The sequence below is a fragment of the Streptomyces sp. NBC_01237 genome, from assembly GCF_035917275.1.
Classification (GTDB): Bacteria; Actinomycetota; Actinomycetes; order Streptomycetales; family Streptomycetaceae; genus Streptomyces.
The window spans coordinates 7,362,245-7,387,964 of the sequence record NZ_CP108508.1 but is presented as its reverse complement, the minus strand read 5'-3'; the positions used below and the strand labels follow the sequence as shown (position 1 = coordinate 7,387,964).

The 25,720-nt window shown below is 71.0% G+C and carries 25 protein-coding genes; 4 read left to right on the top strand and 21 right to left on the bottom strand.

Going from position 1 to position 25,720, the window contains the following annotated elements; all coding sequences use genetic code 11:
• Positions 1 to 21 precede the first annotated feature (21 nt).
• The 5 genes from OG251_RS32800 to murJ all read right to left on the bottom strand — a co-directional run bounded on the left by OG251_RS32800 (position 22) and on the right by murJ (position 5,381).
• The gene (locus tag OG251_RS32800) at positions 22 to 402 is read right to left on the bottom strand and encodes a PPOX class F420-dependent oxidoreductase (protein ID WP_326680495.1); all 381 of its coding nucleotides are present in this window, start codon (positions 400 to 402) and stop codon (positions 22 to 24) included.
• A gap of 22 nt (positions 403 to 424) precedes the next feature.
• On the bottom strand, positions 425 to 694 hold the full coding sequence (locus OG251_RS32795; RefSeq protein ID WP_326680494.1) for a helix-turn-helix domain-containing protein: 270 nt from the start codon (positions 692 to 694) through the stop codon (positions 425 to 427).
• A gap of 180 nt (positions 695 to 874) precedes the next feature.
• Positions 875 to 1,573: a glycoside hydrolase family 75 protein gene (locus tag OG251_RS32790; protein WP_326680493.1), complete on the bottom strand. Its 699-nt coding sequence runs from the start codon at positions 1,571 to 1,573 to the stop codon at positions 875 to 877.
• Between the two features lie 181 nt (positions 1,574 to 1,754).
• Positions 1,755 to 3,572, bottom strand: a complete 1,818-nt coding sequence (ggt, locus tag OG251_RS32785; RefSeq protein ID WP_326680492.1) for a gamma-glutamyltransferase — start codon at positions 3,570 to 3,572, stop codon at positions 1,755 to 1,757.
• A gap of 156 nt (positions 3,573 to 3,728) precedes the next feature.
• Complete coding sequence (gene murJ / locus OG251_RS32780; RefSeq protein WP_326681493.1) at positions 3,729 to 5,381, bottom strand: murein biosynthesis integral membrane protein MurJ; 1,653 nt, start codon at positions 5,379 to 5,381, stop codon at positions 3,729 to 3,731.
• A gap of 315 nt (positions 5,382 to 5,696) precedes the next feature.
• Between murJ and OG251_RS32775 the strand changes: the two genes are divergently transcribed.
• Together OG251_RS32775 and OG251_RS32770 are read left to right on the top strand one after the other, a co-directional pair.
• On the top strand, positions 5,697 to 6,899 hold the full coding sequence (locus tag OG251_RS32775; protein WP_326680491.1) for a L,D-transpeptidase: 1,203 nt from the start codon (positions 5,697 to 5,699) through the stop codon (positions 6,897 to 6,899).
• 137 nt (positions 6,900 to 7,036) lie between these two features.
• A complete protein-coding gene (locus tag OG251_RS32770; RefSeq protein WP_326680490.1) occupies positions 7,037 to 8,632 on the top strand; it encodes a CocE/NonD family hydrolase in 1,596 nt (531 codons plus the stop codon).
• A 32-nt stretch (positions 8,633 to 8,664) separates the two neighbouring features.
• On the opposite strand, the gene OG251_RS32765 is transcribed toward OG251_RS32770, so the two are convergent.
• The 5 genes from OG251_RS32765 to OG251_RS32745 form a co-directional block, all read right to left on the bottom strand.
• The gene (locus OG251_RS32765; protein ID WP_326680489.1) at positions 8,665 to 9,537 is read right to left on the bottom strand and encodes an amino acid ABC transporter permease; all 873 of its coding nucleotides are present in this window, start codon (positions 9,535 to 9,537) and stop codon (positions 8,665 to 8,667) included.
• Positions 9,534 to 10,178, bottom strand: coding sequence for an amino acid ABC transporter permease (locus tag OG251_RS32760; RefSeq protein ID WP_326680488.1), 645 nt, complete (start codon positions 10,176 to 10,178; stop codon positions 9,534 to 9,536). The genes OG251_RS32765 and OG251_RS32760 overlap by 4 nt, the downstream gene beginning before the upstream one ends.
• A 16-nt stretch (positions 10,179 to 10,194) precedes the next feature.
• Positions 10,195 to 11,139: a glutamate ABC transporter substrate-binding protein gene (locus OG251_RS32755; protein WP_326680487.1), complete on the bottom strand. Its 945-nt coding sequence runs from the start codon at positions 11,137 to 11,139 to the stop codon at positions 10,195 to 10,197.
• An 11-nt stretch (positions 11,140 to 11,150) separates the two neighbouring features.
• A complete protein-coding gene (locus OG251_RS32750) occupies positions 11,151 to 11,894 on the bottom strand; it encodes an amino acid ABC transporter ATP-binding protein (RefSeq protein WP_073719294.1) in 744 nt (247 codons plus the stop codon).
• 124 nt (positions 11,895 to 12,018) lie between these two features.
• Complete coding sequence (locus OG251_RS32745; RefSeq protein ID WP_326680486.1) at positions 12,019 to 12,459, bottom strand: DUF6278 family protein; 441 nt, start codon at positions 12,457 to 12,459, stop codon at positions 12,019 to 12,021.
• Between the two features lie 107 nt (positions 12,460 to 12,566).
• On the opposite strand from OG251_RS32745, the gene OG251_RS32740 reads away from it, so the two are divergent.
• Entirely contained in the window at positions 12,567 to 13,346 is a 780-nt protein-coding gene (locus OG251_RS32740) for an SDR family NAD(P)-dependent oxidoreductase (RefSeq protein WP_326680485.1), read from the top strand.
• A gap of 21 nt (positions 13,347 to 13,367) precedes the next feature.
• Here the strand turns inward: OG251_RS32740 and OG251_RS32735 are convergent, their stop codons facing one another.
• From OG251_RS32735 to OG251_RS32685, 11 genes are all read right to left on the bottom strand, one after another.
• Complete coding sequence (locus OG251_RS32735; protein WP_326680484.1) at positions 13,368 to 14,126, bottom strand: Clp protease N-terminal domain-containing protein; 759 nt, start codon at positions 14,124 to 14,126, stop codon at positions 13,368 to 13,370.
• Between the two features lie 68 nt (positions 14,127 to 14,194).
• Positions 14,195 to 14,974, bottom strand: a complete 780-nt coding sequence (locus OG251_RS32730) for an exodeoxyribonuclease III (RefSeq protein ID WP_326680483.1) — start codon at positions 14,972 to 14,974, stop codon at positions 14,195 to 14,197.
• A gap of 99 nt (positions 14,975 to 15,073) precedes the next feature.
• Positions 15,074 to 15,721: an MBL fold metallo-hydrolase gene (locus tag OG251_RS32725; protein WP_326680482.1), complete on the bottom strand. Its 648-nt coding sequence runs from the start codon at positions 15,719 to 15,721 to the stop codon at positions 15,074 to 15,076.
• A gap of 13 nt (positions 15,722 to 15,734) precedes the next feature.
• Entirely contained in the window at positions 15,735 to 17,102 is a 1,368-nt protein-coding gene (pcaDC, locus tag OG251_RS32720) for a bifunctional 3-oxoadipate enol-lactonase/4-carboxymuconolactone decarboxylase PcaDC (RefSeq protein WP_442818439.1), read from the bottom strand.
• A 387-nt stretch (positions 17,103 to 17,489) separates the two neighbouring features.
• A complete protein-coding gene (locus OG251_RS32715) occupies positions 17,490 to 18,086 on the bottom strand; it encodes a hypothetical protein (RefSeq protein WP_326680481.1) in 597 nt (198 codons plus the stop codon).
• A gap of 77 nt (positions 18,087 to 18,163) precedes the next feature.
• Entirely contained in the window at positions 18,164 to 19,330 is a 1,167-nt protein-coding gene (locus OG251_RS32710; RefSeq protein ID WP_073719287.1) for an ROK family glucokinase, read from the bottom strand.
• Between the two features lie 134 nt (positions 19,331 to 19,464).
• The gene (locus tag OG251_RS32705; RefSeq protein ID WP_326680480.1) at positions 19,465 to 20,325 is read right to left on the bottom strand and encodes an ATP-binding cassette domain-containing protein; all 861 of its coding nucleotides are present in this window, start codon (positions 20,323 to 20,325) and stop codon (positions 19,465 to 19,467) included.
• On the bottom strand, positions 20,292 to 21,368 hold the full coding sequence (locus OG251_RS32700; protein WP_326680479.1) for an ABC transporter permease: 1,077 nt from the start codon (positions 21,366 to 21,368) through the stop codon (positions 20,292 to 20,294). Before OG251_RS32700 ends, OG251_RS32705 begins: the two co-directional genes overlap by 34 nt.
• A complete protein-coding gene (locus tag OG251_RS32695) occupies positions 21,365 to 22,375 on the bottom strand; it encodes a sugar ABC transporter substrate-binding protein (RefSeq protein ID WP_442818391.1) in 1,011 nt (336 codons plus the stop codon). The genes OG251_RS32700 and OG251_RS32695 overlap by 4 nt, the downstream gene beginning before the upstream one ends.
• Positions 22,376 to 22,527: 152 nt before the next feature.
• Entirely contained in the window at positions 22,528 to 23,520 is a 993-nt protein-coding gene (locus tag OG251_RS32690; RefSeq protein WP_326680478.1) for a sugar ABC transporter substrate-binding protein, read from the bottom strand.
• 248 nt (positions 23,521 to 23,768) lie between these two features.
• A complete protein-coding gene (locus OG251_RS32685) occupies positions 23,769 to 24,527 on the bottom strand; it encodes a GntR family transcriptional regulator (protein WP_326680477.1) in 759 nt (252 codons plus the stop codon).
• A gap of 121 nt (positions 24,528 to 24,648) precedes the next feature.
• Between OG251_RS32685 and OG251_RS32680 the strand changes: the two genes are divergently transcribed.
• Positions 24,649 to 25,662, top strand: coding sequence for a Gfo/Idh/MocA family protein (locus OG251_RS32680; RefSeq protein WP_326680476.1), 1,014 nt, complete (start codon positions 24,649 to 24,651; stop codon positions 25,660 to 25,662).
• Positions 25,663 to 25,720 lie beyond the last annotated feature (58 nt).

Sequence of the window (25,720 nt, the reverse complement as noted above, 5' to 3'; positions counted from 1 at the left end):
TCTTTCCACCGCGGTGCGGGCTCAGAAGGTGACGGCGATACCCGTGTGCGGGCGCTTGCCGAGCCGGACGACCGTGGCGGGCCAGTCGACGATCCAGAACTTCCAGGTGTACTTGCGGGCCAGCACCTTGCGTACCGCCCGGGTCCCCGCCTCGTCGAGCAGCCGTGCGGTGCCCTCGGCGCCGGTGGCGCCCTCCGCGATCCGGCCGCGCATGTCGCAGACGGTGACCAGGACCCGGCCGTTGTTGCGCAGGCGTTTCACCTTCCACGAGTCGGAGCGGGTCCAGATGTACAGCACCTCGCCGTCGGCCGCCGCCCAGACGGGCGTGGCGACGGGGGTGCCGTCCTTCCGGTACGTGGTGAGGCTGACGTACTCGCTGCGGGCGAAGTCCTGAAGAGTCACGGGCGTGACCCTACGCGCCCGCTCAGGCGATCAGGGGAACCGCATCCGGTTCCGGCGCGCATCGGGTGAGCAGTTCGTCCATCGAGAGGCCGAGTGCGCCGGCCAGTGCCGCCACCGTGAAGAAGGCGGGGGTCGGGGCCCGGCCGGTCTCGATCTTGCGGAGGGTCTCGGCGGAGAGTCCGGCGCTCGCGGCGATGGTGACCATGCTGCGTCCGCCGCGAGCCTCGCGGAGCAGTCGGCCGAGCCGTTCGCCGCGGAGGCGCTCTTCGGGTGTCAGTGGCGTACGTACCATTCCGTCATTCTAATACCGTGCGGACCGGTACAGTCATTGGCTCGTCACCGCTCGGGGCAGACGCATACCCGGGGCGGACACGTCCCTCACGGTGCGGGCCGGCCGACGCACGAGGATCCGCCGCTCCGGTCCCGTCCGCTTCCCCGTCCGCTCCGGTCGACTGCGCCGGTCAGGTGAGGCTCACCCGCTGCCGAGGAACTTCCTCGCCAGCGCCTCACCGGTGGTGACCGCCTTCGCTCGGCTCTCGATCGGCGAGACCCGGGAGCCCTTGAACACGAGGTAGGTGACGCCGGAGCCGGTGCCGCCGGTCCGGGGGTCGGGGTCGATGCCGAGCGCGCGGGCGGTGGCGTACGACGCCTCTCCGATGATGCCGCCGGGGCCCGTGTCACCCACCACGGCGTACCGCACCCGGTCACGGTGGATGACGGCGGCGACGCTGCCGCCCCTGATCTGGGACTTCCGGTAGTCCCAGACGGAGCTGGGGCCCGGCACCACGATGTACGGGAGCGCGGCCGAGTCCAGCGGTCCGCCGCCCGACGTCACGAACGCCGTCTCCGGCAGGAAGTACGGGTCGGTCTTCCTGTTGCACGCCTTCGTCTTCCGGCCGTCGCAGTCGATGTCCATGTCCGCCTTCCAGAACACGGCATCGTCCGTGCCGCACACGGGGACGGTGGCCTTCGGCCGGGAGGCGTCCGTGCGGTACTTCCCCTTGGAGATCCGCGTACAGGACGTCATCCGGGCCAGCAGCGCGGCGGCGGTGACCGGCCCCTCCCCGTCCCCGGCCGGCCGGGAACCGGCAGTGGCGTTGGCGGGCAGTGCCGCGGGGCCGAGCAGAGCGGCGCCGCAGACGGCGGTCAGGGCGAGCGTTCGGGTACGCACTGTGGGGGACTGCCTTTCCGCTGGACCTGAGGGCTCCGTCGAGCCTTCCTTGCCGACGCGGAGCCTCCGGCCGCCCCGCATCCGGCCGGGGCGGCCGGAAGCCGCGTCAGGACGGCGGGACCGGTACGCGCGACAGGTCGCCGCGTACCGGTCCCGCCGACGTGCTCGTCCGACCGGGAGGTCAGTTCCTGCCGCTCGGATGCACCACCATGGCCGAGCCACCGCCCCGCCGCACCTTTTCCGCCGCCGCCAGCCACCGGCCGTCCGGCAGCCGCTGTACGCCGGTGGCCGCGCCGATCTCCGGATTCAGCTTGAAGACGTGGCCGAGCGCCTCCAGCTCCGCCCGCACCGGGCTGTCCCAGATTCCGGGCTCGATCTCCGTCGTCGGCGCGTTGCGCTGGCTGGCGCGCGGCGCGGCGATGGCGTCGACCAGCGGGAGGCCCCGGTCGACATGGCCGGTCAGGGACTGGAGCACGGTGGTGATGATGGTGGCGCCGCCCGGGGACCCCAGGGCCAGCACCGGCTTGCCGTGCTTCAGCACGATGGTCGGTGAGATCGACGACCTCGGCCGCTTGCCCGGACCCGGCAGATTCGGGTCGTGGACCGCCGGGTTGGCGGGCGCGAAGGAGAAGTCGGTCAGCTCGTTGTTGAGCAGGAAGCCGCGGCCGGGCACCGTGATGCCGCTGCCGCCGGTGGACTCGATGGTCAGGGTGTACGCGACGACGTTGCCCCACTTGTCGGCGGCCGTCAGATGCGTGGTGTTCTCCCCCTCGTACGTCGTCGGGGCGGCCGTCCCACCGGTCGCGCAGGCGGTCGGGTCGCTCGGGTCACCGGGCGCGAGCGGGCTGGTCAGCACCGCGTCGTCCTTGATCAGACACTCCCGCGAGTCCGCGAACCGCTGGCTCAGCAGCCCGCGGGTCGGCACGTCCTCGAACGCCGGGTCGCCGACCCAGCGCCCCCGGTCGGCGAACGCGATCCGGCTCGATTCGATGAGCCGGTGCAGATACTGGACCTTGCCGGCCCTCGAAAGGTCCGTGGACTCCAGGATGTTGAGCGCCTCACCGACACTCGTACCGCCGGACGAGGACGGCGCCATGCCGTACACGTCGAGCCCCCGGTAGCCGACCTTCGTCGGGTCCTGCCGCAGCGCCCGGTACGCCTTGAGGTCCTTGCCCGTCAGATCGCCGGGCCGCACCACCCGGTCGGCCCGCGGGTCGACCGGGGGCCGGCGGACCGTACGGACGATGTCGTCGGCCAGTTCACCCCGGTACAGCTCGTCGACGCCCTCGCGGCCCAGCTCCCGGTAGGTGCGCGCCAGATCGGGGTTCTTGAAGACCGAGCCGACCACCGGCAGCCGACCGCCGGGCAGGAACAGCTCGGCGGACGCCGGGAAGTCGGCGAACCTGGCCTGATTTCCCTCGGTCTGCGAGCGGAACGTTTCGTCCACGACGAATCCGTCGTCGGCCAGCCGCTCGGCCGGCTTCAGCAGCGTACGCAGCGACTTGGTGCCCCAGGTGTCCAGCGCCTTGTCCCAGGTCGCCGGGGTACCGGGGGTACCGACGCCGAGGCCGCTGGTGACGGCGTCGTTGAACGGGATCGGCTTCCCGTTCTCCAGGAAGAGCGAGGAGTCCGCGCTGCGCGGCGCGGTCTCCCGGCCGTCGATGGTCCGGACGGTGCGCTTCTTCGCGTCGTAGTAGACGAAGTAGCCACCGCCGCCGATGCCCGCCGAATACGGCTCCGTGACACCGAGCGCCGCCGCGGTCGCCACGGCGGCGTCAACCGCGTTGCCTCCCTTGCGGAGCACCTCGATACCGGCCGCCGAGGCGTCCTCGTCGACGCTCGCGACAGCTCCCCCGTACCCCACCGCCACGGGCGACTTGGCCGGCGCCGGGCGCGTGGCGGCCGGCGGCGCGGAACCGGCCGGGGCCGCGGCCCCGATCGAGGCGACAACAGCGAAAACAGCTAAGAACGACGTGTTCCGGCCGACGGAACGGCGCATGTGTACCTCCGATAAGCGTTCCGCGCAGGGTAGCGTCGTGCCGCCCCGAACGTCAGGACCGCCTCGGACAACGACCCGACGAGCGCCTGTTCCCCGAGCGGCGGGCCGTCGTCCGGCGGGGCGGCCACCCGGTACCGGCGCGGGCCCGCCTCCACGTCAGCGCCGCCGGAGCCGCCCCCGGCCCGCCGTCACCATCGCGTCGATCTCCACGATTCCCAGCGGCCGGGCCAGCAGGACCACCACGAGCAGCAGCACCAGGGCCCCGGTCCCGGCGGCCGCCGCGTCGCCCGCGCCCTCCACCGCCCGTGCCGCCCCGTACGCCAGCGCCCCGGCCGGCACGCACGCGGCGATCAGCCGGAGGTGCGCCCCCAGCGCGGGCGACCGCAGCAGCGCGCCGCCGCCCGCCCCCGGGACGCGCCGGTGCAGCACATACGCGGTGACGGCGAACCCCGCGAAGAACGCCACCGAGTGCGCCCCGGCCATCCCGGTCACCGCCCAGCGGGCGGGCAGCAGCAGATACGCGGCCACGCACAGTGCGGCGTTGACCCCGGCGATCACCAGGTTGAGGAGGAAGGGGGTGCGGGTGTCGCTCATCGCGTAGAAGCCGCGGGTGAGCACGTACTGTCCGGAGAAGGCGATCAGCCCCGGTGCGAAGGCCGCCAGCATGCCTGCCATCACCGCGATGTCGGCGTCCGTGGTCCGCCCGTACCCGAAGACCGACCCCATCACCCACGGTGCCAGCACGAGCAGGACGGCCGCCGCGGGCACGACGGCCGCGGCGCTGGTCCGCAGGGCGTACGAGACGTCCCGCCGCACCCCGGCCGCATCCCCGTCGGCCGCCGCCCGGCTCATCCTCGGCATCAGCGCGGTGACCAGGGAGACGGTGATGATGCCCTGCGGGACGACCAGGAGCTGGTACGCGTAGCTGTAGGCGGTGTATCCGGCGCCGCCCGGCACCCCCTGGTCGACGGCGCGCTGCCCGGTACCGGTGGAGAGCCGGGTCACCACCCAGTAGGCGAGCTGGTTGGTCAGGACGAGCAGCACGAGCCAGCCCGCCGAGCGCAGCGGCCGGGTCAGCCCGCTGCCGCGCCAGTCGAAGCGGGGCCGCCAGCGGAACCGGGCGGCGCGCAGCGCGGGGATCAGGGCGAGGGTCTGCACCGCTGTTCCGGCGGTCGTCCCCCAGCCGAGCAGCTGGGCGTCGGCGTCGCCGAGGGCGCCGTCGGAGCCCGCCGCGACCGAGAGGTAGAGACCGAACACCGCGATGATCACGACGTTGTTGAGGACCGGGGTCCACATCATCGCGCCGAAGCGGCCGCGGGCGTTGAGGACTTGACCGAGGAGGGTGAAGAGCCCGTAGAAGAGGATCTGCGGCAGGCAGTAGCGGGCGAGGGCGACGGTCAGCTCGGCCTGCCGGCCCGTGTAGTCGGTGTAGAGGGAGACGATGAGGGGCGCACCGGCCACCGTGATCGCGGTGAGCGCGACGAGGCCGACCGTGCACACGGTCAGCAGCCGGTCGGTGTACGCGGCTCCGCCGTCGGCGTGGTGTCCGGCTGCCCTTACCAGCTCGGGGACGAAGACCGCGTTGAGGGCGCCGCCGATGAGCAGCATGTACAGGATGTTGGGGACGGTGTTGGCGACCGTGTACCCGTCGGCGGCAAGCCCGGTGCCGAGTGCGGCGACGACGACCGCCGAGCGGATGAAGCCGGTGGCGCGGGAGACGACGGAGCCCGCCGCCATGACGGCTCCGCTGCGCAGCACGGAAGCGGGCTTCGCCGTGCCGTCCCCGGCGGCCTCCGCGCCGGGGACGATGGCGACGGAGGTTCCGGCGGCGGTTCCGGCGGCGGGGCTCAGTGCGGGGTCGGTTCCGCCCACCGGTCTCTCCTGGTCTCCGAGGATGTCGAGGGCCTCGTGCCCGGTCGTCGGGCCGAGTGCCGACGGCCGGAGGCCGAGGGTGGAGGGTACCCCGCGCGGCTCGTACACCCGTACGCCCTGAGCGGGCCCTGTCGTCCCGCACCGCGCCGGTTGTCACACCGGGAGTTCCTCGATTTCCGGAAATTTACGGAACCTTGGGCCGGGGAAATGCCTCTCTTCTCACGAGAAGCACTTGTCCTGGAGGTTTTCCCGTTGAGCTCTGCACGCCGGCACATACGCCGCATCGCCCCGGCCGGCCGTCCCGCCCGGCACGCCCTGATCGGCCCGGTCGTGGTGCTCGGTGCCGCACTCACCGCCTGTTCCGGTGGCGGGTCCACCGCGGTGGCGGGGTCGGGGAAGGCTCCGGACACCAGCATCTCGGTGAACCTGCGGGGCACGAAGGCCGCCGCGGGCGGGCCGGTGAAGGTGACGCTGGCGCGGGGCGAGCTCAAGAAGGTCACGGTGACCGGGGGCGAGGGCGGGGCACTGGCCGGGCGGATATCCGCCGACGGCCGTAGCTGGACGTCCGAGCGGGTCGCGGCGCCCGGCACGGCGTACACCGTGGAGGCGAAGGACACCGACGGCGGCAGCGACCGGGCCGGCTTCACCACGGCACCGGCGGACAAGGTCAACAAGCTGACCCTCGCCCCGGGGAAGAACACCACGGTCGGCATCGGGCAGCCGCTGTCGATCGTCTTCGACAACCCGGTGAAGGACAAGACCGCGGTGGAGAAGCGCCTGAAGGTCTCCACCTCGAACAGCACCGAGGGCTCCTGGGGCTGGCTCCAGGACTACTCGGGCAAGGACCGCGTCGACTGGCGGCCCAAGGAGTACTGGAAGTCCGGCACCGAGGTCACCCTGGACGCGGAGCTGAACGGCGTCGACACGGGCGGGGCGGGCGGCTGGTTCGTACGCGACTACACGACGACGTTCACGATCGGTGCCGCCCAGGTGGTCAAGGTCGATCTCGACAACCACCGGCTCGCCCTGCACCGCGACGGCAAGCAGGTCATGGACGTCCCGATGTCGGCGGGCACGCCCGGCGGCGACAAGGCGTCCTGGCGGGGCACGGCCGTCCTGATGTCCAAGGAGGGCACGATCAACATGCGCTCCGAGACGGTGGGCCTCGGCGATGCCTACGACAAGATGGTCGACTCGTCGATGCGTCTGACCTGGTCGGGCATGTACGCGCACGCCGCACCGTGGAACGCCGCCTACTTCGGCCGCGTCAACCACAGTTCGGGCTGTGTCGGCATGAGCGACGCGAACGCCGCGTCGCTCTACCAGCAGGTGCTAGTCGGTGACCCGTTCGAGATCACCGGGGCCGACGCCAAGGGCACGGTGGCCGAGGGCAACGGCTACGGCGCGTGGAACGTCTCCTGGGCCGACTGGCGGACGAAGAGCGCGCTGAGCTGATCCGCGGCGCCCGCGCCCACTACTGACAACTCGTCCAACAATCGTTACCCTCGCGCAACACACCGACCGGTTACCAGCGGTAAACAACCGGGGTTACCGTCGGGTCACTTTGCACTGACACGCGTGAGGAGTGACCCGTGGGACGTCCGAACCCGGCTCTGCGCACCACCGCTTCGATCACGACCGCCGCGGTCCTGTTCGCCGGAGCCGCCCTCGGGGCGGCCCCGGCGGCGGCCGCCCCGCCCGCCACCGCTCCGGCGGGCGCCTCCGCCTCCGGCCTGACCTTCCACGACATCCCCGGCTCGGGCGGCATCACGCTCAAGGGCAATGTCTTCACCCCCGCCGGAGCCGCGGCAGGCACGAAGCATCCGCTGATCGTGCTCCCCACCAGCTGGGGGATGCCACAGATCGAGTACGCCGCACAGGCCCAGCGGCTCGCCGACTCCGGCTACGTGGTGGTCAGTTACACCTCACGCGGCTTCTGGCTCTCCGGCGGGAGCATCGAGGTCGCCGGGCCGCCGGACATCGCCGATGTCTCCGCCGTCATCGACTGGGCGCTGGACCACACCCCCGCCGACCCGGACCGCATCGGCATGGGCGGCGTCTCCTACGGCGCGGGCATCAGCCTGCTGGCCGCCGGGCACGACAAGCGGATCAAGGCCGTCGCCGCGCTCAGCGGCTGGGCCGATCTCATCGATTCGATCTACAGCGGCCGCACCCAGCACCTCCAGGCCGCCGCCCTCCTCGGCGGAGCGGGGCTGCTCACCGGCCGCCCCGGCGAGGAACTCACCCGGACCCTGACCGACTTCCTCGGCTCCAACCTCGCCAAGGAAGCGGACATGATCGCCTGGGGCAAGAAGCGCTCCCCCGCGACGTATCTGGACCGGATCAACGCCAACGGCGCCGCGATCATGATGGGCAACGCCTGGGGCGACACCATCTTCCCGCCCAACCAGTACGCCTCGTTCTACGAGAAGCTCACCGGCCCCAAGCGCCTGGAGTTCCGCCCCGGCGACCACGCCACCGCCGAGGCCACCGGACTGCTCGGCCTGCCCAACGACACCTGGACGAGCACGCACCGCTGGTTCGACCGGTATCTCAAGGGCGAGCGCAACGGCATCGACACCGAGCGGCCGGTCCAGCTCAAGTCCCGTACCGACAAGGGCTACGAGGGCTACCCGGACTGGAAGTCGGTCGGCGCCGGGAAGCACCGGATCGAGCTGGACGGCACGAAGAAGATCCTGGCGAATGTCGACTCGGGTGCCAACGGCGGCATCGTCATGCTGTCCAACGCCCTCGACCAGTTCGTGAAGCTGCCGCCCGTCGCCTCCATCCCCCTGCTGCCGCGCGCCTTCGCGAGCGTCTGGCAGTCCGGGCCGTACGCCGCCGCCCGGCACATCCGCGGCACCGCCGCGCTGCACACCACGGTCACCAGCACCGAGGAGAGCGGCACCCTCGTCGCCTATCTCTACGACGTGGGGCCGCTCGGCCTCGGCAAACTGGTCAGCAACGCCCCCTACACGTTCCACGGGCAGACCCCGGGCCGGCCGTTCCCCGTGGACCTGGAGCTGTTCTCCACGGCCTACGACGTCCCGGCCGGTCACCGGCTCGCCCTGGTGATCGACACCGTTGATCCGCTGTACATCGAGCACAACCCGACCGGCTCGCAGCTGACCTTCTCCTCGCCCGGTGCGGATCCGAGTTACCTCTCGGTCCCGCTGCGCGAGAAGTGATCACCGGCTGCTGCCGGGCGGGCGCTGCCCGGCTACTGCCCTCCCGGCAGCAGCGTCCCTGGTTCGGCCGGGGCCACATCCACCGCCTCGGTCTTCGGGTTGCGCCGCTGTCGTTTCGCCACCCAGGTGGCGAACCAGGAAAGCAGCATGCACATCCCGATGTAGATGGGTGAGATCACCATCACCACAGGGATGAAGGGAAGATCGTAGTCGAGATTCGACGCGATCAGCTTTCCCGCGTGGAGGAATTCCTCATAGGTGATCAGATAGCCGAGCGAGGTGTCCTTCAGGGCCACCACCAGCTGGCTGATGATGGTGGGGAGCATGGCGCGTACCGCCTGGGGTGCGAGGACGAAGGTCGTGACCTGCGTCTTGCGCATGCCGAGCGCGTACGCGGCCTCCCGCTGACCGCGATCCACCGAGTTGATGCCGGTACGGAACACCTCCGCGAGGACGGAACCGTTGTAGAGGGTCAGCCCGGCGACCAGCGCGGGCAGCGGCTGCACCTTCAGCGCGACGAAGATGAAGAAGATCATCACCAGCACCGGCATGGCCCGGAAGAATTCGACCAGCAGCGTCGAGATCCAGCGCACCGGCCGGTGCGCGGAGAGCCGGCCGACGGCGAGCAGGGCACCGAGTGCCAGTGACAGCACCGCGGCGTACCCGAACGCCTTGAGGGTGTTGCCCAGTCCGCGCAGCAGCAGCTCCTGGATGCCCTTGTACTCGAAGGGCGTCCACTTCTCGCTGGTGAACTGGTCGGTGTCGAAGAGCAGATAGATGACCCAGCCGACCAGCGCGAGGATCAGGATCGTGGAGCCGACCCCGTAGAGGAAGTGCCGTCTGCGGGTCAGCGGGCCCGGGATGTCGTAGAGCGCGGTGGCCGTGGGCATGGAGCGTGCGGTCATCGGGCGACTCCCCAGCGCTTCTCCAGCACGTTGAAGAGCGCGCTGATGGAAAGGGTGATGATCAGGTAGCCGACGGCGATCCAGATGAACGTCCAGATGATGCTGTAGCCCAGCTCATTGAGGGTCTTGTAGGTGCCGAGCAGCTCCGTGACGCTGAACGCTCCCGCGATCGCGGAGTTCTTGGCCAGCGCGATGAGGGTCGAGCCGACCGGCGGGATCACCGAGCGGAAGGCCTGCGGCAGGACCACATGGCTCAGCGTCTGGCCGAAGGACATGCCGAGGCTGCGGGCGGCCTCGCCCTGGCCGGTGGGCACGGTGTTGATGCCGGAGCGCAGCACCTCGCAGATGAACGCGGAGGTGTAGCAGCCGAGCGCGAGGACCGCGAAGACCTTGAACGGCAGGACCAGGCCGAAGCGCGGCAGGCCGAGCAGGACGGCGAAGAACAGCAGGGTGAGCGGGGTGTTGCGGAGCACCGTCACCCAGACCGTGCCCAGCACCCGGAAGGAGCCGACGGGCGCGACCCGGCAGGAGGCCATCACGAAGCCGAGGACCAGCGCCAGGACCGAGGCGTACACGGTCAGCTCGACGGTACCGAGGAAGCCCTTGCCGTAGAGGGAGAAGTTCTCTGTCAGTACATCCATGTGCGGTGCCGTCCCCTCAGTTCGCCGGGTAGCGGTCGATGGGCGGGGGCTTCGGCGCGGGCACTCCGGACAGGCCCAGCGTCGCTTCGAACGCCTTCTTCCAGTTGCCGTTCTTCTCGTTGGCCTCCAGGGCGTCGTTGAGCGCGGCGCGCAGCGCGTTGTCGCCGCGGGGCACGCCGATGCCGTACGGCTCCTGCGAGAACGGCTTCCCGACCACCTTCATCTCGTCCGGAGCCTTCGCCGCGAAGCCCAGCAGGATGGCGTCGTCGGTGGTGACGGCGTCGACCTGGTAGGTCAGCAGGTTGTCGACGCAGATCGAGTACGTGTCGTAGGCGACGAGGTGCGCCTTGGGGTAGTCGGCGGCGATGCGCTGGTACGGAGTGGAGCCCGCCGCCGAACAGACGGTCTTGCCGTCCAGGTCCTGCGGCCCGTGGATGTCGTTCTCGTCGGTGCGCACCAGCAGCCCCTGTCCGGCCAGGTAGTAGGGGCCGGCGAACCCGACGAGCTTCTTGCGCATGTCGTTGATGGTGTAGGTGCCGACGTAGTAGTCGATCTGGCCGTTCTGCAGGGCTGTCTCGCGGTTGGCCGAGGCGATCGTCCTGAACTGGACCGCCTTCTGCCCGAAGCCGAGCGAGGCCGCCACCATGCGGGCGATCTCGATGTCGAAGCCGGAGTAGATCCCGGTGGCCGGGTCCTTCTCGCCCAGGTAGGGCTGGTCCTCCTTGGCGCCGACCACGAGGTGGCCCCGCCTCTTGGCCTTCTTCCAGGTCGTGGAGCCGGGCAGTTCGAAGCCGGTGTCGACCTTGTAGTGCGGCAGCGCCTCCGGCTTCGGCCCCTTGACCGGCGGGCTGCCCTCCTTGCCGCACCCGGCGGTGAGCAGGGCGAGCAGAAGGCCGGCCAGAGCGACCGCGCCCGTCCTCGTACGTGACCTTTTCGTACGCGAGTTCCTCGTACGCAACATGGAGCCCCCCGTCAGTGCTTGAGGATCTTGGACAGGAAGTCCTTGGCGCGGTCGCTCGACGGCGCCGTGAAGAAGTCCTCCGGGGTGCGGTCCTCGACGATGCAGCCGTCGGCCATGAAGACGACGCGGTTGGCGGCGGACCGGGCGAAGCCCATCTCGTGCGTGACCACGATCATGGTCATGCCCTCCTGGGCGAGCTGCTGCATGACCTCCAGCACCTCGTTGATCATCTCCGGGTCGAGTGCCGAGGTGGGCTCGTCGAAGAGCAGCGCCTTGGGGTCCATGGCCAGGGCGCGGGCGATGGCCACGCGCTGCTGCTGACCGCCGGAGAGCTGAGCGGGGAACTTGTCGGCCTGGGAGGCGAGGCCGACCCGGTCCAGCAGTTCCCTGGAGCGCCGGTCGGCCTCGTCCTTCTTGCGCCTGCGGACCTTGAGCTGGGCGAGCGAGACATTGGCCAGCACGGTCTTGTGGGCGAACAGGTTGAACGACTGGAAGACCATGCCGACTTCGGCCCGGAGCTGCGCGAGCCCCTTCCCCTCCTCCGGGAGGGGCTTGCCGTCGATGGCGATGTAGCCCGACTCGATCGTCTCAAGTCGGTTGATCGCCCGGCAGAGCGTTGATTTGCCGGATCCGGAGGGGCCGATGACCACCACCACCTCCCCGCGGCCGACGGTGAGATTGATGTTCTGCAGTACGTGCAGCTCTCCGAAGTGTTTGTTGACGTCCCGCAGCTCGATCAACGGATCGACGGCCATACGCTGCCCTACCCACTTGTCGCTGTGTCGAGGTCAGCGCAAACTATCCATCCCGACAAGGGACTTCGTACCCGACACGCGCATATAGGGCATAAGGCTGTTTATCTCGATTCGGTGACGCGGGTCAGTTCTCGGCGGACTCCGCGTACACCTGGGAAAGCTCGGGGCTGCCCGCCATCGCCCAGTCGAGACCGGCCGCGACGACATCGATCTCACGTCCGGAGGCCAGGCGCACCACGGGCTGGCCGCTCGGCCAGACGTCCCAGGCCGCACCGGGCACGGTCCGCACGAGAACCGTGCCGAGATAGAGACCGGCGTCGTTGCCGAGCCAGGGCAGTTCCTCGGGGTCGTCGCGCCAGCGGGGCGGCAGCTGGTCGAGCGCGGTCAACGAGGCGGGGCTGTCGTCGAGTTCGAGTCCGTTCTGCCCCGCTCGGACACGCAGCAGTTCGCATTCGGCGAGCAGCTCGGCCACGCCGTCGGGATCCGCTTCGACGGCGGCAGCGAGAGCCGCTCCCGGCGTACCACCCTGACGCTTACGCCAGTTGTCCAAGAAAGGGATGTTCATACCACTAGGGTCCCATCCCCGCCGCGATCCGCACCACAGGGCGCGCGGCCGTTGCCGATCCGACACCCGGCCCGGGTCGCGCGGGACCCGGCACCTAGGGTGCGTACATGATCTCGCAGACCTATCTGTCCGAACTGTTCTCCCTGGAGGGCCGGGTCGCCGTGGTGACCGGCGGGAGCTCCGGCATCGGCCGGGCGATCACCGGAGCCCTCGCCCGCGCGGGGGCGAGCGTCGTCGTCGTGGCACGCCGGGAGGCGGAGCTGGCCGCGACGGTGGACGAGCTGACGGGCGAGGGCTGCCGGGCGGCGTGGGTGAGCGCGGATCTGAGTACCGCCGAGGGTGTGCGTACGGGAGCCGAGGCGGCGGCCGCGCCTTACGGGGAGCCCGACATCCTGGTGAACTGCGCCGGGATCAATCTGCGGCCGCCCATGGGCGAGCTGGGCGAGGACGTCTGGGACACCACGATGACGGTGAACCTGAAGGCGCCCTATCTGCTGGGGCAGCGCTTCGGACCCGGCATGGCCGAGCGTGGCTTCGGGCGGATCATCCACATCACCTCCCAGCAGGCGCACCGCGCGTTCGTGAACAGCGGCGCCTACGGGGTGTCCAAGGGCGCCCTGGAATCGCTGGCCCGCTCACAGGCGGAGGCGTGGTCTCCGCACGGCGTCACCTGCAACACGCTGGTGCCGGGGTTCGTGCTGACGCCGCTGAACGAACGGCTCGCCTCCGACCCGGAGAAGGTGGCGGCCCTGGCGGCGCGCACCATGGTCGGACGCAATGGACTGGCCGAGGACTTCGCCGGCGCCGCGGTGTTCCTGGCGGGCCGGGGCTCCGGCTATGTCACCGGCCAGTCGATCTTCGTCGACGGCGGGTTCTCGGTGCACTGAACCCGCCGCCGCACCCGTCGGTCAGGATTCCCGCTGCCCCGAGGCCGCCGCCGCTTCGGCCACGGCGGTTTCGACGGCGGCCGATACCGCGTCCTTGCCGAGGCCGAGGCCGGTGAGCGCACCGGAGCCGTCCTCGAATTCCAGCAGGGCCAGCAGAATGTGCTCGGTGCCGACGTAGTTGTGCCCGAGCCGGAGCGCCTCACGGAAGGTCAGCTCCAGGACCTTGCGGGAATCCGCGTCGTACGGGATCAGCTCGGGCACCTCGTCCGCGGCGGGAGGCAGCGTGGCGGCCGCGCCGGTGCGGATGGCGTCCGGGCCCACCCCCTGGGCGGTGATCACCCGGGCGGCGATGCCGTCGGGCTCGGCGAGGAGGCCGAGCGCCAGGTGGGCCGGGAGGATCTCGGCGTGCCGGGCGGCCTGGGCCTCGTTGTGGGCGGCCATGACCACATTGCGGGCGCGCGGGGTGAAGCGGCCGAAGCCCTGGCTCGGGTCCAGGTCGGAGCCGGAACCGGCGCCCGCCTCGGTCCTCTTGGGAACGAAGCGCTTCTGGGCGGCCTGCCGGGTGACTCCCATGCTCCGGCCGATGTCGGTCCAGGAGGCGCCGGAGCGGCGGGCCTGGTCCACGAAGTGGCCGATGAGATGGTCGGCGACATCACCGAGATGGTCGGCGGCGACGACCGCGCCCGACAGCTGCTCCAGGGCGTCGGTGTGGCTGTTCTTGATGGCCGCGATCAGATCGTCGAGGCGCACGGACGGCGTTGCGGGAAGAGGCTGCGTCATATGTCAACCGTAGGTTGACGCCCTTGAGGTGTCAACCTACGGTTGTCAGCAGATTCCGCCGCCGTAGCTCAGAGGTCGAGGTCGACGACTACCGGGGCGTGGTCGGAAGCGCCCTTGCCCTTGCGCTCCTCCCGGTCGACATAGCTGTCCTTGACCGCCGCCGTGAACGGGGCGTTGCCGTAGACCAGGTCGATGCGCATGCCCCTGTTCTTCGGGAAGCGCAGCTCGCGGTAGTCCCAGAAGGTGTACGGGTGGTCGTACTTGAGCGGGCGGGGCATCACATCGCTCAGCCCCTCCTCCCGGAGCGTCGCCAGGGCGGCGCGCTCGGCGGGGGTGACATGGGTGGCGCCCTCGAAGAGCGCGGGGTCCCAGACGTCCTCGTCCGTCGGGGCCACGTTGAAGTCGCCCAGGACCGCGAACGGCAGCGCCCCCGCGGCGTCCACCGCCACGGCCTTCTGGAGGGCCTCGAACCAGCGCAGCTTGTACGCGTAGTGCGCGTGCTCGACCTCGCGGCCGTTGGGCACGTAGACCGACCAGACACGGACCGGGCCGCAGGTCGCGGAGATCGCCCGCGGCTCCTGCACCCCGTCGTACTCCGGGCCGTCCGGCAGTCCCGTGACGACATCGGTGAGCCCGACCCGGGAGAGCAGCGCGACCCCGTTCCACCGGCCGGTGGCGTTGACCGCGGACTCGTAGCCCAGCTCGCGCAGCTCGTCGGAGGGGAACTGTTCGGCCGTGCACTTGGTCTCCTGGATGCACAGCACGTCGGTGCCGGTGCTCTCCAGCCAGGCCAGCAGCCTCGGGAGCCGGGCGGTGATCGAATTGACGTTCCAGGTGGCGATGCGCATGGCAGCAAACCTAGCCGGTCCCACTGACAGTCGCCGTCGGTCCGGCCCGAGCGCGACCGTGCGTCCGGTCGCCGGGCAGTCCGGCGACCGGCCGGCCGTTCAGACTTCCGTGACGTCCCCGGGCGCCAGCCGGCCGTGGTCGGCGCCGCCGAGGCTGCCGATCTGGCTGTCGTAGATGGGCCGCGCGAGATCGGTGAGCAGCGCGTCGTGGATGTCGATGGCACGCCGCGGCCTGACCTCGCGCACGTAGTCGATGACCTCCGAGATCTTGTTCCACGGGGCCATCACCGGGAGCATCAGGGTGTCCACCGGCCGGTCGGGGACGGTGAGCGCGTCCCCGGGGTGGAAGAGCGAACCGTCCACCAGGAAGCCGATGTTGGTGACCCTCGGGATGTCCGGGTGGATCACCGCGTGCAGCTCTCCGTGCACGGCCACCTCGAAGCCCGCGGCGGTGAAGGTGTCACCGTGCCCCACGGTGTGCACCCGCCCCGGGAAGGCGGCGGAGAGCTGATCGGCCACACTGCGCAGCGTCCAGATCTCGGCCGCCGGGTTGGCCGCGAGACCGGCCCGCAGCCGCGCCTCGTCGAAGTGGTCCGGGTGTTCGTGCGTGACCAGGATGACGTCGGCACCGATCGCGGCGTCGTCCTCGGAGAAGCCACCGGGGTCGATGACGAGCGCCTGCCCGTCCTTCTCGATCCGGATGCACGAGTGCGTCTTCTTGGTGAGTGTGAGAGGCGATGCGTTCATGCCGCTCATCCTGCTACGCGGGCGGTGTGGTTTCCTCCTGGATCACGGACCGTGCGATGTCGAAGGCGGCACCGGCGGCCGGAATGCCGCAGTACACCGCGGTCTGGAGCAGGACTTCCTTGATCTCGGCGGGCGTGAGCCCGTTGCGCAGCGCCGCCCTCGTGTGCGCGGCCAGGCCGTGGAGGTGGCCGGAGGCGACCAGCGCGGTGAGCGTGATGCAGCTGCGCGTCCTGCGGTCCAGCCCCTCCCGGGTCCAGACCTCGCCCCAGGCGTACCGGGTGACGAGGTCCTGGAAATCCTCGGTGAAGGCGTCGGACGAGGCGTTCACCCCGTCGACGTGGGCGTCTCCCAGCACCTCGCGGCGGATCTTCGTACCGCTGTCGAGCACGTCGCCGCGGCCCGCGCCGTCGGCCTCGGGCCGGGCTGCCGCGGGGGCGATCTCGGCGACGGGGGTGAAGGGAACGGAGAGCGCCGGGACGACGGGCAGGACCGGAATGGCGGCGAGGGTGTCCTGCCAGGCCGTGGAGAAGTGGGTCAGGAGCAGATCGCAGACGGCGCCGGGCTGCTCGACGGGGGCGAGGTGGGAGGCGCCGGGGACCAGGGCGAGCCGGGCGTCCGGGATGCCCGCGACCAGGGTGCGCGCCTCGGCGGGGCCGGTGACCTGGTCCTCGGCGCCGACCAGGACGAGGGTCGGGACGCCGATGCGGCCGAGTTCGGCGCGGATGTCGAAGGCGGCCAGCGCCTCGCAGGCGGCGATGTAGCAGCCGGGGTCGGTGGTGCGGACCATCTGCACGGCCCACTCCACGATGGCGGGCTGGGCGGCGGCGAAGCCGGGGGTGAACCAGCGCTCCGGCGCGGTGCGGGCCATCGGCTCCAGCCCGTTGGTCCGGACGATCACACCGCGCTGGCGGAACTCGTCGGCGCTGCCGAACCGGGGCGAGGCCGCCACCAGGGCCAGCGAGGCCACCCGGTGCGGGTGGCGCAGGGCGAGCTCGGCGCCGATCGCGCCGCCGATGGAGCAGCCCGCGTACCCGAAGCGCTGGACACCGAGGCTGTCGAGGGTGGCGAGCAGCCGGTCCGCCAGCTCCGCGACGGCGGTGGCGGGGTGGGCGGGGGCGCCGCCGTGGCCCGGCAGGTCGTAGCGGAAGACGCGCCAGTGCTGGGACAGCTCGGGTATCTGCCGGTCCCACATGTGCCAGGTGGTCCCCAGCGAGGGGCCGATCACCAGGACGGGCGCGTCGTCCGGCCCGTCGAAGCGGTACTGAAGGGTCTGCGGGGCCTGGGGAGCGGGCGGGGGCACGGGCGCCCGAGCGGCGTGCGGAGCCTGCGGGGGTGTCGGGGACTGCGGGGGCGTGGGGGCCTGCACCGCCTGCGGGACCATCGGGGCCTGTTCCGCGTACGGGCCCATCGGGGCCTGTTCCGCGTACGGGGGCACGGGGACGTGGGCGGCGTGCGGGGGTGCCGGTGCGGGCTGCGGGGCCGGAGCGATGTGCGCGGGCGGCTCGCCCGGACCCGGCTGCGGGGCGGGGGCGGCCGGTGCGGGCTGCGGGGACATGGGGTGGTGCTGCGGGGCCACGAGGGCGTGTGGGGCCAAGGGGGCCTGTACGGCGTGCGGGGCCACCGGGGCCTGCACCGTGTGCGGGGCCGCAGGGGCCTGCGGAGCTGTCGGTGCCGGGGCGGCGGGCTGCGGGGCCGGCGCGGGCTGCGGGGTCGTGTCGCTCACTTCACTCACTCGCTCCAGGTTAGTGAGCGCGCTGCCGGGCCGCGGTCAGGGGGTCGCCGCGGAAACGACATACACGACAGGGCTGGCCGGATCGGTCATGTTGACGGTGATGTTCTGGGTGGGACGCGGGTCCTTGTTGGTGTGGGTCGTACCCGCCCAGAACACACCGGGCCCGAAGTACCAGTCGCTGATCTTGATATCGCGTTCACCGATGGTCACCGCCCCCGGCTTCAGGGCGGCGCGGCCCGTTCCGACGCCGGACAGGAACCGGTCGAGGCCGGCGGATGTCGTACGGAACTTCACGTACATCCGGCTGGCCTTCCAGTTGTTGGTCTCGTAGTACTGGACCCCCGTGGCGTTCCCGGGGATCGGCACCTCGAAGATCCGGCGCTGCATCCCGGACGGCCAGTCCTCGCGGAGACCCTGCGCCGCCGCCTCGGCCTCCTTGTCCTTGCCGGAGCGGCGGCTCTGGCCTGCGGAGATCAGCAGATAGCCGGCCGGGATGCCGATCAGCAGCACGATGATCGTCGCCGTGATCAGCCGTCGGCGGATCACCCGCCGGCGGTCCTGCGGAGGCTTGCCGTCGCCGTCGCCCGGCGGAACGGACTGGCGCGGCACGACGGGGTGCTCGGCTGCGGTCATGATCGGAGTTCCCTTGGTACTGCGGCTGCTGCGGATGCGGTCACTGGCCGGAGGACGCCGCGCGGCGCGGCCGCGGTTCAGTCGGCGGTGCGGGTGGATCGCGTGTTGCGGATGGTGCTCGCGGCCTGGTCGTAGATCTGCGCGTACCGCTCGTACCGCTCCACGCGGCGGCGGTTGGCCCGGCGGAATCTGCGGGCGACCAGTCGGGCCAGGTCCGCGGCGCCGACCATACCCGCCTCGGGGCCGAGCTGGGCCTTCGCGATCCGGGCCTCGGGGCGGTAGCCGCGCCCTGTGAGATGCCGCTTGAAGGCGTCCCTGGCGGGGCCGATCAGCAGGTCGTCGGCGGCGCTGACGCCGCCTCCGATCACAAAGCAGGACGGGTCGAGCGCGGCGGCCAGGTTGGCGATGCCGACACCGAGCCACTGACCGATGTCCTGGAGGAGCTCGATGCACATCGCATCGCCCTCCCGGGCCAGTTCGGTGATGAGCGGCCCGGTGATGTCGGGGATGTTGCCCTTGACCCGGTCCAGCAGATAGTGCGCGACCGGGGAGTCCGCCGCGGCCAGCTCCCTGGCCTCGCGCACCAGCGCGTTGCCGGAGCTGTACTGCTCCCAGCAGCCGCGGTTGCCGCAGGGGCAGCGGTGGCCGCCGGGGACGACCTGCATGTGGCCGAACTCACCCGCGACGCCGTACTTCCCGCGCTTGACCTGGCCGTCCTCCAGGATCGCGCCCCCGATGCCGGTACCGAGCGTGATCATGACGAGGTGGTCCTCGCCTCGGCCCGCGCCGAAGCGCCATTCCGCCCAGGCGGCCGTATTGGCGTCGTTGTCGACCATGACGGGGACAACGAGGCGGGAGGCGATCGCGTCGCGCAGGGGTTCGTCGCGCCAGGCGAGGTGGGGGGCGAACAGGACCTTCGAGCGGTCGGCGTCCACCCAGCCCGCCGCGCCGATGCCCACGGCATGCACGTCGTGCCGGTCGGAGAGGTCCAGGACCAGCTCGACGATGGTGTCCTCGACGACCTTGGGGCTCTTGGACTTGTCCGGGGTCTCGGTGCGCAGCTGCTCCAGGATGTTGCCGTCCGCGTCGACGACGCCGGCCATCACCTTCGTCCCGCCGATGTCGATGCCGACGGTCGGGACGCGTGGCGCGGTGAGGTGCGAGCGCCGCTCCCTGGTGCCGACGGTCTTGAGGACGGTGGCGCGGGCGGAGCCGCGGTGTGTGAAGTCGCGGTACGTGCTCATCGTCCCTGCGGGGTCTGGAGGGCCGGTCGGGTGCTGCTGCCGGCGGCGGACGGCGTCCACCGCGCTCGATTCTGCCACTGCCGGCCCCCCGGGGCCGGTGGGCGGGGTCGGCCGCGCCGGAAGCTATGCCTCCACTACGGCGTGCCGTCGCCCGCCCCGGGCACTTCGGGACGGCCGGGCGCGAGGGTGCGCTCCAGCTCGTGGCTGAGCTCGTCGAGCTCGCTGCCGCCCGCCATCTGGCGGGTGAGCTCGTCCAGGGTGATGTCGTCCTTGGTGTGGCTGCCCGACATCGCGCCACGCTTGAGCAGCACGAACCGGTCCCCCACGAGGTAGGCGTGGTGCGGGTTGTGCGTGATGAGAACCACGCCGAGCCCGGCGTCCCTGGCGGCCGCGACGTACTTGAGGACGACACCGGACTGCTTGACGCCGAGTGCCGCCGTCGGCTCGTCCAGGACGAGGACCTTGGCACCGAAGTAGACGGCGCGGGCGATCGCCACACACTGGCGCTCGCCGCCGGACAGGGTGCCGATCGGCTGGTCGACGTCGCGCAGGTCGATCCCCATGCGCAGCAGCTCGGAGCGGGTCGTCTCGCGCATCCGGCGCACGTCGAGGCGCTTGAAGGGCCCGGAGCCGATCGTCGGCTCGGAGCCGAGGAAGAAGTTCCGCCAGACCGGCATGAGGGGGACGACGGCGAGGTCCTGGTAGACCGTGGCGATGCCCCGGTCCAGGGCGTCGCGCGGGTTGGCGAGGGCGGTCTCCTCGCCGTCGATCAGGAAGGTCCCCGCGTCGTGCCGGTGCAGCCCCGCAATGATCTTGATGAGCGTGGACTTGCCGGCCCCGTTGTCGCCGAGGACACAGGTGATCTCGCCCGCGTGGACCACCAGCGAGACGTGTTCCAGCGCCTTGATGTTGCCGTAGAACTTGGCTACGTCGGCCAGCTCGACGAGTGCCCGGTCGGCCGTCACTTTGTCGCCTCCGCGCGCTTGCGTACCCATGCGTTGAGCAGGGTGGCCAGGAGCAGCATCGCTCCCAGGAAGAACTTGAACCAGTCCGGGTTCCACTCCGCGTAGACGATGCCCTTGCTGGTCATGCCGAAGATGAAGGCACCGACCGCGGAGCCGATCGCGGAGCCGTAGCCGCCGGTGATCAGACAGCCGCCGATGACGGCCGCGATGATGTACGTCAGCTCGTTGCCGACGCCCTCGCCGGACTGGACGACGTCGTAGCTGAAGAGCAGGTGCTGCCCGGAGACCCAGGCGGCGAAGGCCACGCCGAGGTAGAGGCCGATCTTCGTACGGATCACCGGGACCCCGACCGCGCGGGCCGCGTCGGCCTCACCGCCGACGGCGAAGATCCAGTTGCCGAAGCGGGTACGGAGCAGGATCCAGGTGGCGACCGCGACGAGCGCCGCCCACCACAGGATGGTGACCTTGAACTCGACGTCACCGATCGTCAGCTGGGAGGCGAACACCTTGCGGGCCGACTCGAAGCCCTCCATGTCGCCGATCGCCTTGGTCGAGACGGTTTCGCTGATCAGTTTGGTGAAACCGAGGTTGAGTCCGGTCAGCATCAGGAACGTACCGAGCGTGATGATGAAGCTCGGCAGCTTGGTACGGGTCAGCATGAAGCCGTTGAACGCGCCGACGGCCAGGGTGACCAGCAGGGACACGAAGACGCCGACCCAGACGTTGGCCGTCATCTGGTAGCTGAACATCGAGGAGATCAGCGCGGAGCTGGTGACCAGCACACCGGCGGAGAGGTCGAACTCGCCGCCGATCATCAGCAGCGCCACCGGCGCCGCCATGATCCCGATGGTGGAGGCCGCGTACAGCACCGTGCCCAGACTGGATGCCTGGAGGAAGCTGTCCGCGACGATCGTGAAGAAGAGGAAGACGGCCGCCGCGCCGACGACCGAACCGAGCTCGGGACGGCCGAGCAGCCTGCGCAGCGGCGAGGTGCGGAGCAGCCGCTCGTCGGCACCGCCCTTGGACGGGGCCGGAGCCGGGGCCGGGGCCGCGGGCTGTCCGGTCCCGCTCATCGAGTTCCCCGCTTCGTGTATGCGGCGAGCGCGTCGGCATCGTCGGACGTGATGACCTGCGGGCCGGTCAGGACGGGCAGGCCGCCGCCGAGCACATTGCGGTTGTAGCGGTAGAGCCAGAGCAGGTCGACGGCCTCGTAGCCCTGGAGGTAGGGCTGCTGGTCGACGGCGAAGCCGAGCTTCTTCTCCTTGAGCCCGGCGGCGACCTTGGCGTTCAGGTCGAAGGTGTCGATCTCCGCCTTGCTGCCCGCGGTCGCCTTGGCCTGGACGGCGGCGTCGGCGAACGGCGCGCCGAGGGTGACGACCGCGTCGATGCTCCTGTCGGCCTGGAGCTTGGCCTCGATGGACGCCTGGACGTCGGGCATGTTGGTGCCGTCGACGTACAGGTTCTGCATCGTGCCGGCGAAGGACTTCTTCGCCCCCGCGCAGCGCTGCTCATGGCCGACGTTGCCCTGCTCGTGCAGGATGCACAGGGCCTTCTTGCGGCCCCGCTCGTCCAGCTCGTCGCCGACCGCCTCACCGGCGATGGACTCGTCCTGGCCGATGTGGGTGAGGGCGCCGAACGCCTTGGACTCCGCGGAGCCCGAGTTCACCGTGATGACCGGGATACCGGCCTTGACGGCCTTGGCCACCACGGCCTTCATGGCGTCGGGCTTGGCGAGCGTGACGATCAGCCCGTCGACCTTCTTGTCGATCGCGGTCTGGACGAGCTGGGCCTGCTGCTGCGCCTCGTCGTTGTGCGAGTACAGGAAGTTGATGTTGTCCTTGGCTGCCGCCTGCTCGGAGCCCTTCTGGACGATGTCCCAGAAGGTGTCGCCGTCGCCCGAGTGGGTGACCATGGCGAAGGTCCAGCGGGGTGTGGACACCGCGGACCGGCCCTCGGCGGCCTCAGCCGCGCGTTCTTCCGCCCGCTTGCCACCGGTGCTGCTGCATCCCACGAGGGAGGCGCCGAGCACCGCTGCCAGCACGGCGCCCATCGCGCGTACCCCTGTCCGAACCCTTGCCACGACGCCGTGCCCTTCTTGTGCTGCTCGCTGTGCTGCTTGGAGGAGCCGGGGGGAGCGCTGTCCCGGCCCGGCTGCCCAAGTATCCCCGAGCCCCGCCCGGCATCGCCCGGCAGGGGCCGGGCGGGGGCGGGTCGCGGTGGTGCGGCGGCGGTTCACCGGGTGCCGCGCTCGGTGAATTTCTCCAGCTCCGGTACGTCCTTCGCGGTGACGATCGCCGGTCCGGTGAGCACCGGCCTCCCTCCGCCGACGACATTTCCGTTGGTCCGGTTGAGCCACAGTCCGTCGACGGCGAGATAGCCCTGGAGGTAGGGCTGCTGGTCGACGGCGAAGCCGACCTCCTCGGCCTTGAGGCGCCCGACCACTTCGGCGTTGAGGTCGAAGGTGTCGACCTCCGCGGTGGAACCGGAGCCCTTCTTGGCCTTGACGGAGGCGGCGGCGAAGGGGGCACCGAGGGTGACGATCGCGTCGATGCCCGTGTCCGCCTGGAGCTTGGCCTCGATGGAAGAGGTGGCGGCGGGCATGTTGGTGCCTTCGACGTTGAGGTTCTCGACGGTCCCGCCGAAGGTCTCGGCGACTCCGGCACAGCGCTCTTCGAGTGAGACGTTGCCCTGTTCGTGGATGACGCAGACGGCCTTCTTCCGGCCGCGTGCGTTCAGCTCGCTGCCGACGGCCTCGCCCGCCACGGTCTCGTCCTGCCCGATGTGGCCCAGTGCGCCGACCTCGGTGGAGAACCGTGCCCCGGAGTTGATCGTGACGACGGGGATGCCCGCTCCCACGGCCTTGGCGACGACGGCCTTGAGCGCCTCGGGTTTGGCGAGGGTGACGATCAGCCCGTCGACCTTCTGGTCGATGGCGGCCTGGACGAGCTGGGCCTGTTCCCTGCCCTCCTTGTCCGCGGAGTACAGGAATGCGACGTTGTCCTTGGCCGCGGCCTGTTCGGCACCGTTCTGGACGATGTCCCAGAAGGTGTCGCCCTCCCCCGAGTGCGTCACCATCGCGATCTTCATCCGGGGCGTGGAGACCGCCTTGCCGCCTCCCCCGCCGCCGGAGGTGCCCTCGGAGTCCTTGCCGCCGGAGCCGCTGCATCCGGCGACGGTGAGGGCGACTGCGGCGATCAGGACTGCTGCCGTGCGAGTCGTACGCAAGGTGGGTCCGCCTTCTCTCCCCGGCCGCCGGAGTGCGGCTGGAGGAGTTCTAGCGGCGTTGTATGACCACCGTCAATAGTTTGTCCGAACATGACGCCGGGCTACGGGGCCGACCGGGCGGGGCCGGACAGGTCCGGCCGGGTCGGATCGGTCCGGCCCGGTCGGGTCGGGTCGGGTCGGGATCGGGTCGGGATCGGGTCGGGTCGGTCGGGTCGGCCAGATCACTCGGAGCGGGGCCTGGGTCGGGTTCAGGAGCGTACGAGCAGCTGGAACTCGAACGCGTACCGCGCCGCCCGGTAGACGTGCGAGCCGAACTCGACCGTGCGGCCCGTGTCGTCGAAGGTGGTCCGCTCCATCGTGAGCAGCGGCGCACCCGTCGCCTCGTGGAGTTCGCCGGCCTCCCGCTCGGTGGCGGCGCGCGCGCCGATGGACTGGCGGGCGCTGTGCAGGGTGATGCCCGAGAGGCGCATCATCCGGTACAGCCCGGTGGCCTCCAACTGCTCGGTGCCGAGGGCGAGCAGTCCCGGAGGCAGGTGGTTGCGCAGCAGTGCCACCGGCTCGTCGTGCGCGTACCGCAGCCGCTCGACGAGGTGGACCTCGCTGCCCTCCGGGACGCCGAGGGCGGCGGCGACCTCGGCACCGGCGGGTTCGAGGGTGTTGCGCAGGACGCGGGTCGCGGGGCGCTGACCGGCCGCCTCCAGGTCGTCGTAGAGCGAGCTGAGTTCCAGCGGGCGCCGGACCTTGCTGTGCACGATCTGGGTACCGACGCCCCGGCGGCGCACCATCAGCCCCTTGTCCACCAGCGACTGGATCGCCTGGCGCACGGTGGGCCGGGACAGGCCGAGGCGGGAGGCGAGCTCGATCTCGTTGCCGAGCAGGGTGCCGGGGGCCAGCCGGCCCTGTTCGACGGCCGCCTCCAGCTGTTGCGCCAGCTGGAAGTAGAGCGGCACCGGGCTGGTGCGGTCCACGCTCAGCGGGAGCGGCTGGTCGGTTCCTCGTTCGGTCACGGGCCGAGCGTAGTTCGATTGTCCGGACAAAACCATGGCGGCCGGTGCAGCGGGAGAACGGTCCCTCATTTGTCAGGACAAACGCTTGACATGACGAAGGGGCGAACGTCACCTTTGGGCCATGCGCATCGGACTCATCGGAACGGGACGAATCGGCAGTTTCCATGCGGAGACGCTGAGCCGTCACTCCGCCGTGGACTCACTGGTGGTGGCGGACGCCGATCGGGACCGGGCGGCCGGGGTCGCCGCGCGGACCGGGGCCGCGGCCGTCGCGGTGGACGAGATGTTCGCCTCCCGCGCGGACGGCGGTGTGGACGCGCTGGTGATCGCCTCGGCGACCTCCGCCCACGCGGGTCTCATCGAGCGGGCCGCCCGCGCCGGGCTCCCCTCGTTCTGCGAGAAGCCGATCGCCCTCGATCTGCCCGGCACCCTGGGCGCCCTGGCGGCGGTCGAATCGGCGGGATCCGTACTCCAGCTGGGATTCATGCGGCGCTTCGACGCGGGGTTCGCCGCGGCCCGCGCCGCCGTACGGGAGGGGCGGCTCGGACGGTTGCACACCGTGCGCACGATCACCTCGGACGCGGCGCCGCCGCCCGCCGCCTACCTCCCGCTCTCCGGCGGCCTGTACCGGGACTGCCTGGTCCATGACTTCGACATGCTGCGGTGGGTGACGGGCCGCGAGGTGAGCGAGGTGTACGCCATGGGGTCGGACGCCGGGCCCGCGATGTTCCGCGAGGCGGGCGATGTCGACACGGCCGCGGTCCTGCTGACCCTGGACGACGGGACGCTCGCCACGGCCACGGCCACCCGGTGCAACGGCGCCGGATACGACGTACGGATGGAACTGGCGGGCGAACGCGATCAGCTCGCGGTCGGCCTCGACGACCGCACCCCGCTCACCTCGGCGGAACCGCAGGGCCCCGCCGCCCCGCCGAAGCCCTGGCCGGGTTTCCTGGAACGGTTCGCGCCGGCGTACGAGGCGGAGCTGGACGCGTTCCTCAGGGTGGCGCGGGGCGAGCTGGCCAATCCGTGCGACGGGCGGGAGGCGCTGCACGCGCTGCGGATCGCGGAGGCGTGCGAGGTGTCACGCCGCGAACGCCGGCCGGTGAGCCTGCGGGAGATCCCCGGGGACTGACCGGCCGGCGTCCCCGGGCAGTCACCCGCGGCGCGGCATCACCGGACCGGGCGCCCCA

What these genes read in the sequence shown, in the direction of transcription:
- OG251_RS32700 (WP_326680479.1), bottom strand. Translation starts at nt 21,368, where the DNA reads ATGAGCGGGACCGGACAGCCCGCGGCCCCGGCCCCGGCTCCGGCCCCG.
- OG251_RS32740 (WP_326680485.1), top strand. Translation starts at nt 12,567, where the DNA reads ATGATCTCGCAGACCTATCTGTCCGAACTGTTCTCCCTGGAGGGCCGG.
- OG251_RS32750 (WP_073719294.1), bottom strand. Translation starts at nt 11,894, where the DNA reads ATGGCCGTCGATCCGTTGATCGAGCTGCGGGACGTCAACAAACACTTC.
- OG251_RS32795 (WP_326680494.1), bottom strand. Translation starts at nt 694, where the DNA reads ATGGTACGTACGCCACTGACACCCGAAGAGCGCCTCCGCGGCGAACGG.
- pcaDC (WP_442818439.1), bottom strand. Translation starts at nt 17,102, where the DNA reads ATGGTCCCGCAGGCGGTGCAGGCCCCCACGCCCCCGCAGTCCCCGACA.
- OG251_RS32760 (WP_326680488.1), bottom strand. Translation starts at nt 10,178, where the DNA reads ATGGATGTACTGACAGAGAACTTCTCCCTCTACGGCAAGGGCTTCCTC.
- OG251_RS32730 (WP_326680483.1), bottom strand. Translation starts at nt 14,974, where the DNA reads ATGCGCATCGCCACCTGGAACGTCAATTCGATCACCGCCCGGCTCCCG.
- OG251_RS32745 (WP_326680486.1), bottom strand. Translation starts at nt 12,459, where the DNA reads ATGAACATCCCTTTCTTGGACAACTGGCGTAAGCGTCAGGGTGGTACG.
- OG251_RS32755 (WP_326680487.1), bottom strand. Translation starts at nt 11,139, where the DNA reads ATGTTGCGTACGAGGAACTCGCGTACGAAAAGGTCACGTACGAGGACG.
- OG251_RS32735 (WP_326680484.1), bottom strand. Translation starts at nt 14,126, where the DNA reads ATGACGCAGCCTCTTCCCGCAACGCCGTCCGTGCGCCTCGACGATCTG.
- OG251_RS32725 (WP_326680482.1), bottom strand. Translation starts at nt 15,721, where the DNA reads ATGAACGCATCGCCTCTCACACTCACCAAGAAGACGCACTCGTGCATC.
- OG251_RS32715 (WP_326680481.1), bottom strand. Translation starts at nt 18,086, where the DNA reads ATGACCGCAGCCGAGCACCCCGTCGTGCCGCGCCAGTCCGTTCCGCCG.
- ggt (WP_326680492.1), bottom strand. Translation starts at nt 3,572, where the DNA reads ATGCGCCGTTCCGTCGGCCGGAACACGTCGTTCTTAGCTGTTTTCGCT.
- OG251_RS32710 (WP_073719287.1), bottom strand. Translation starts at nt 19,330, where the DNA reads ATGAGCACGTACCGCGACTTCACACACCGCGGCTCCGCCCGCGCCACC.
- OG251_RS32680 (WP_326680476.1), top strand. Translation starts at nt 24,649, where the DNA reads ATGCGCATCGGACTCATCGGAACGGGACGAATCGGCAGTTTCCATGCG.
- OG251_RS32765 (WP_326680489.1), bottom strand. Translation starts at nt 9,537, where the DNA reads ATGACCGCACGCTCCATGCCCACGGCCACCGCGCTCTACGACATCCCG.
- OG251_RS32705 (WP_326680480.1), bottom strand. Translation starts at nt 20,325, where the DNA reads ATGGGTACGCAAGCGCGCGGAGGCGACAAAGTGACGGCCGACCGGGCA.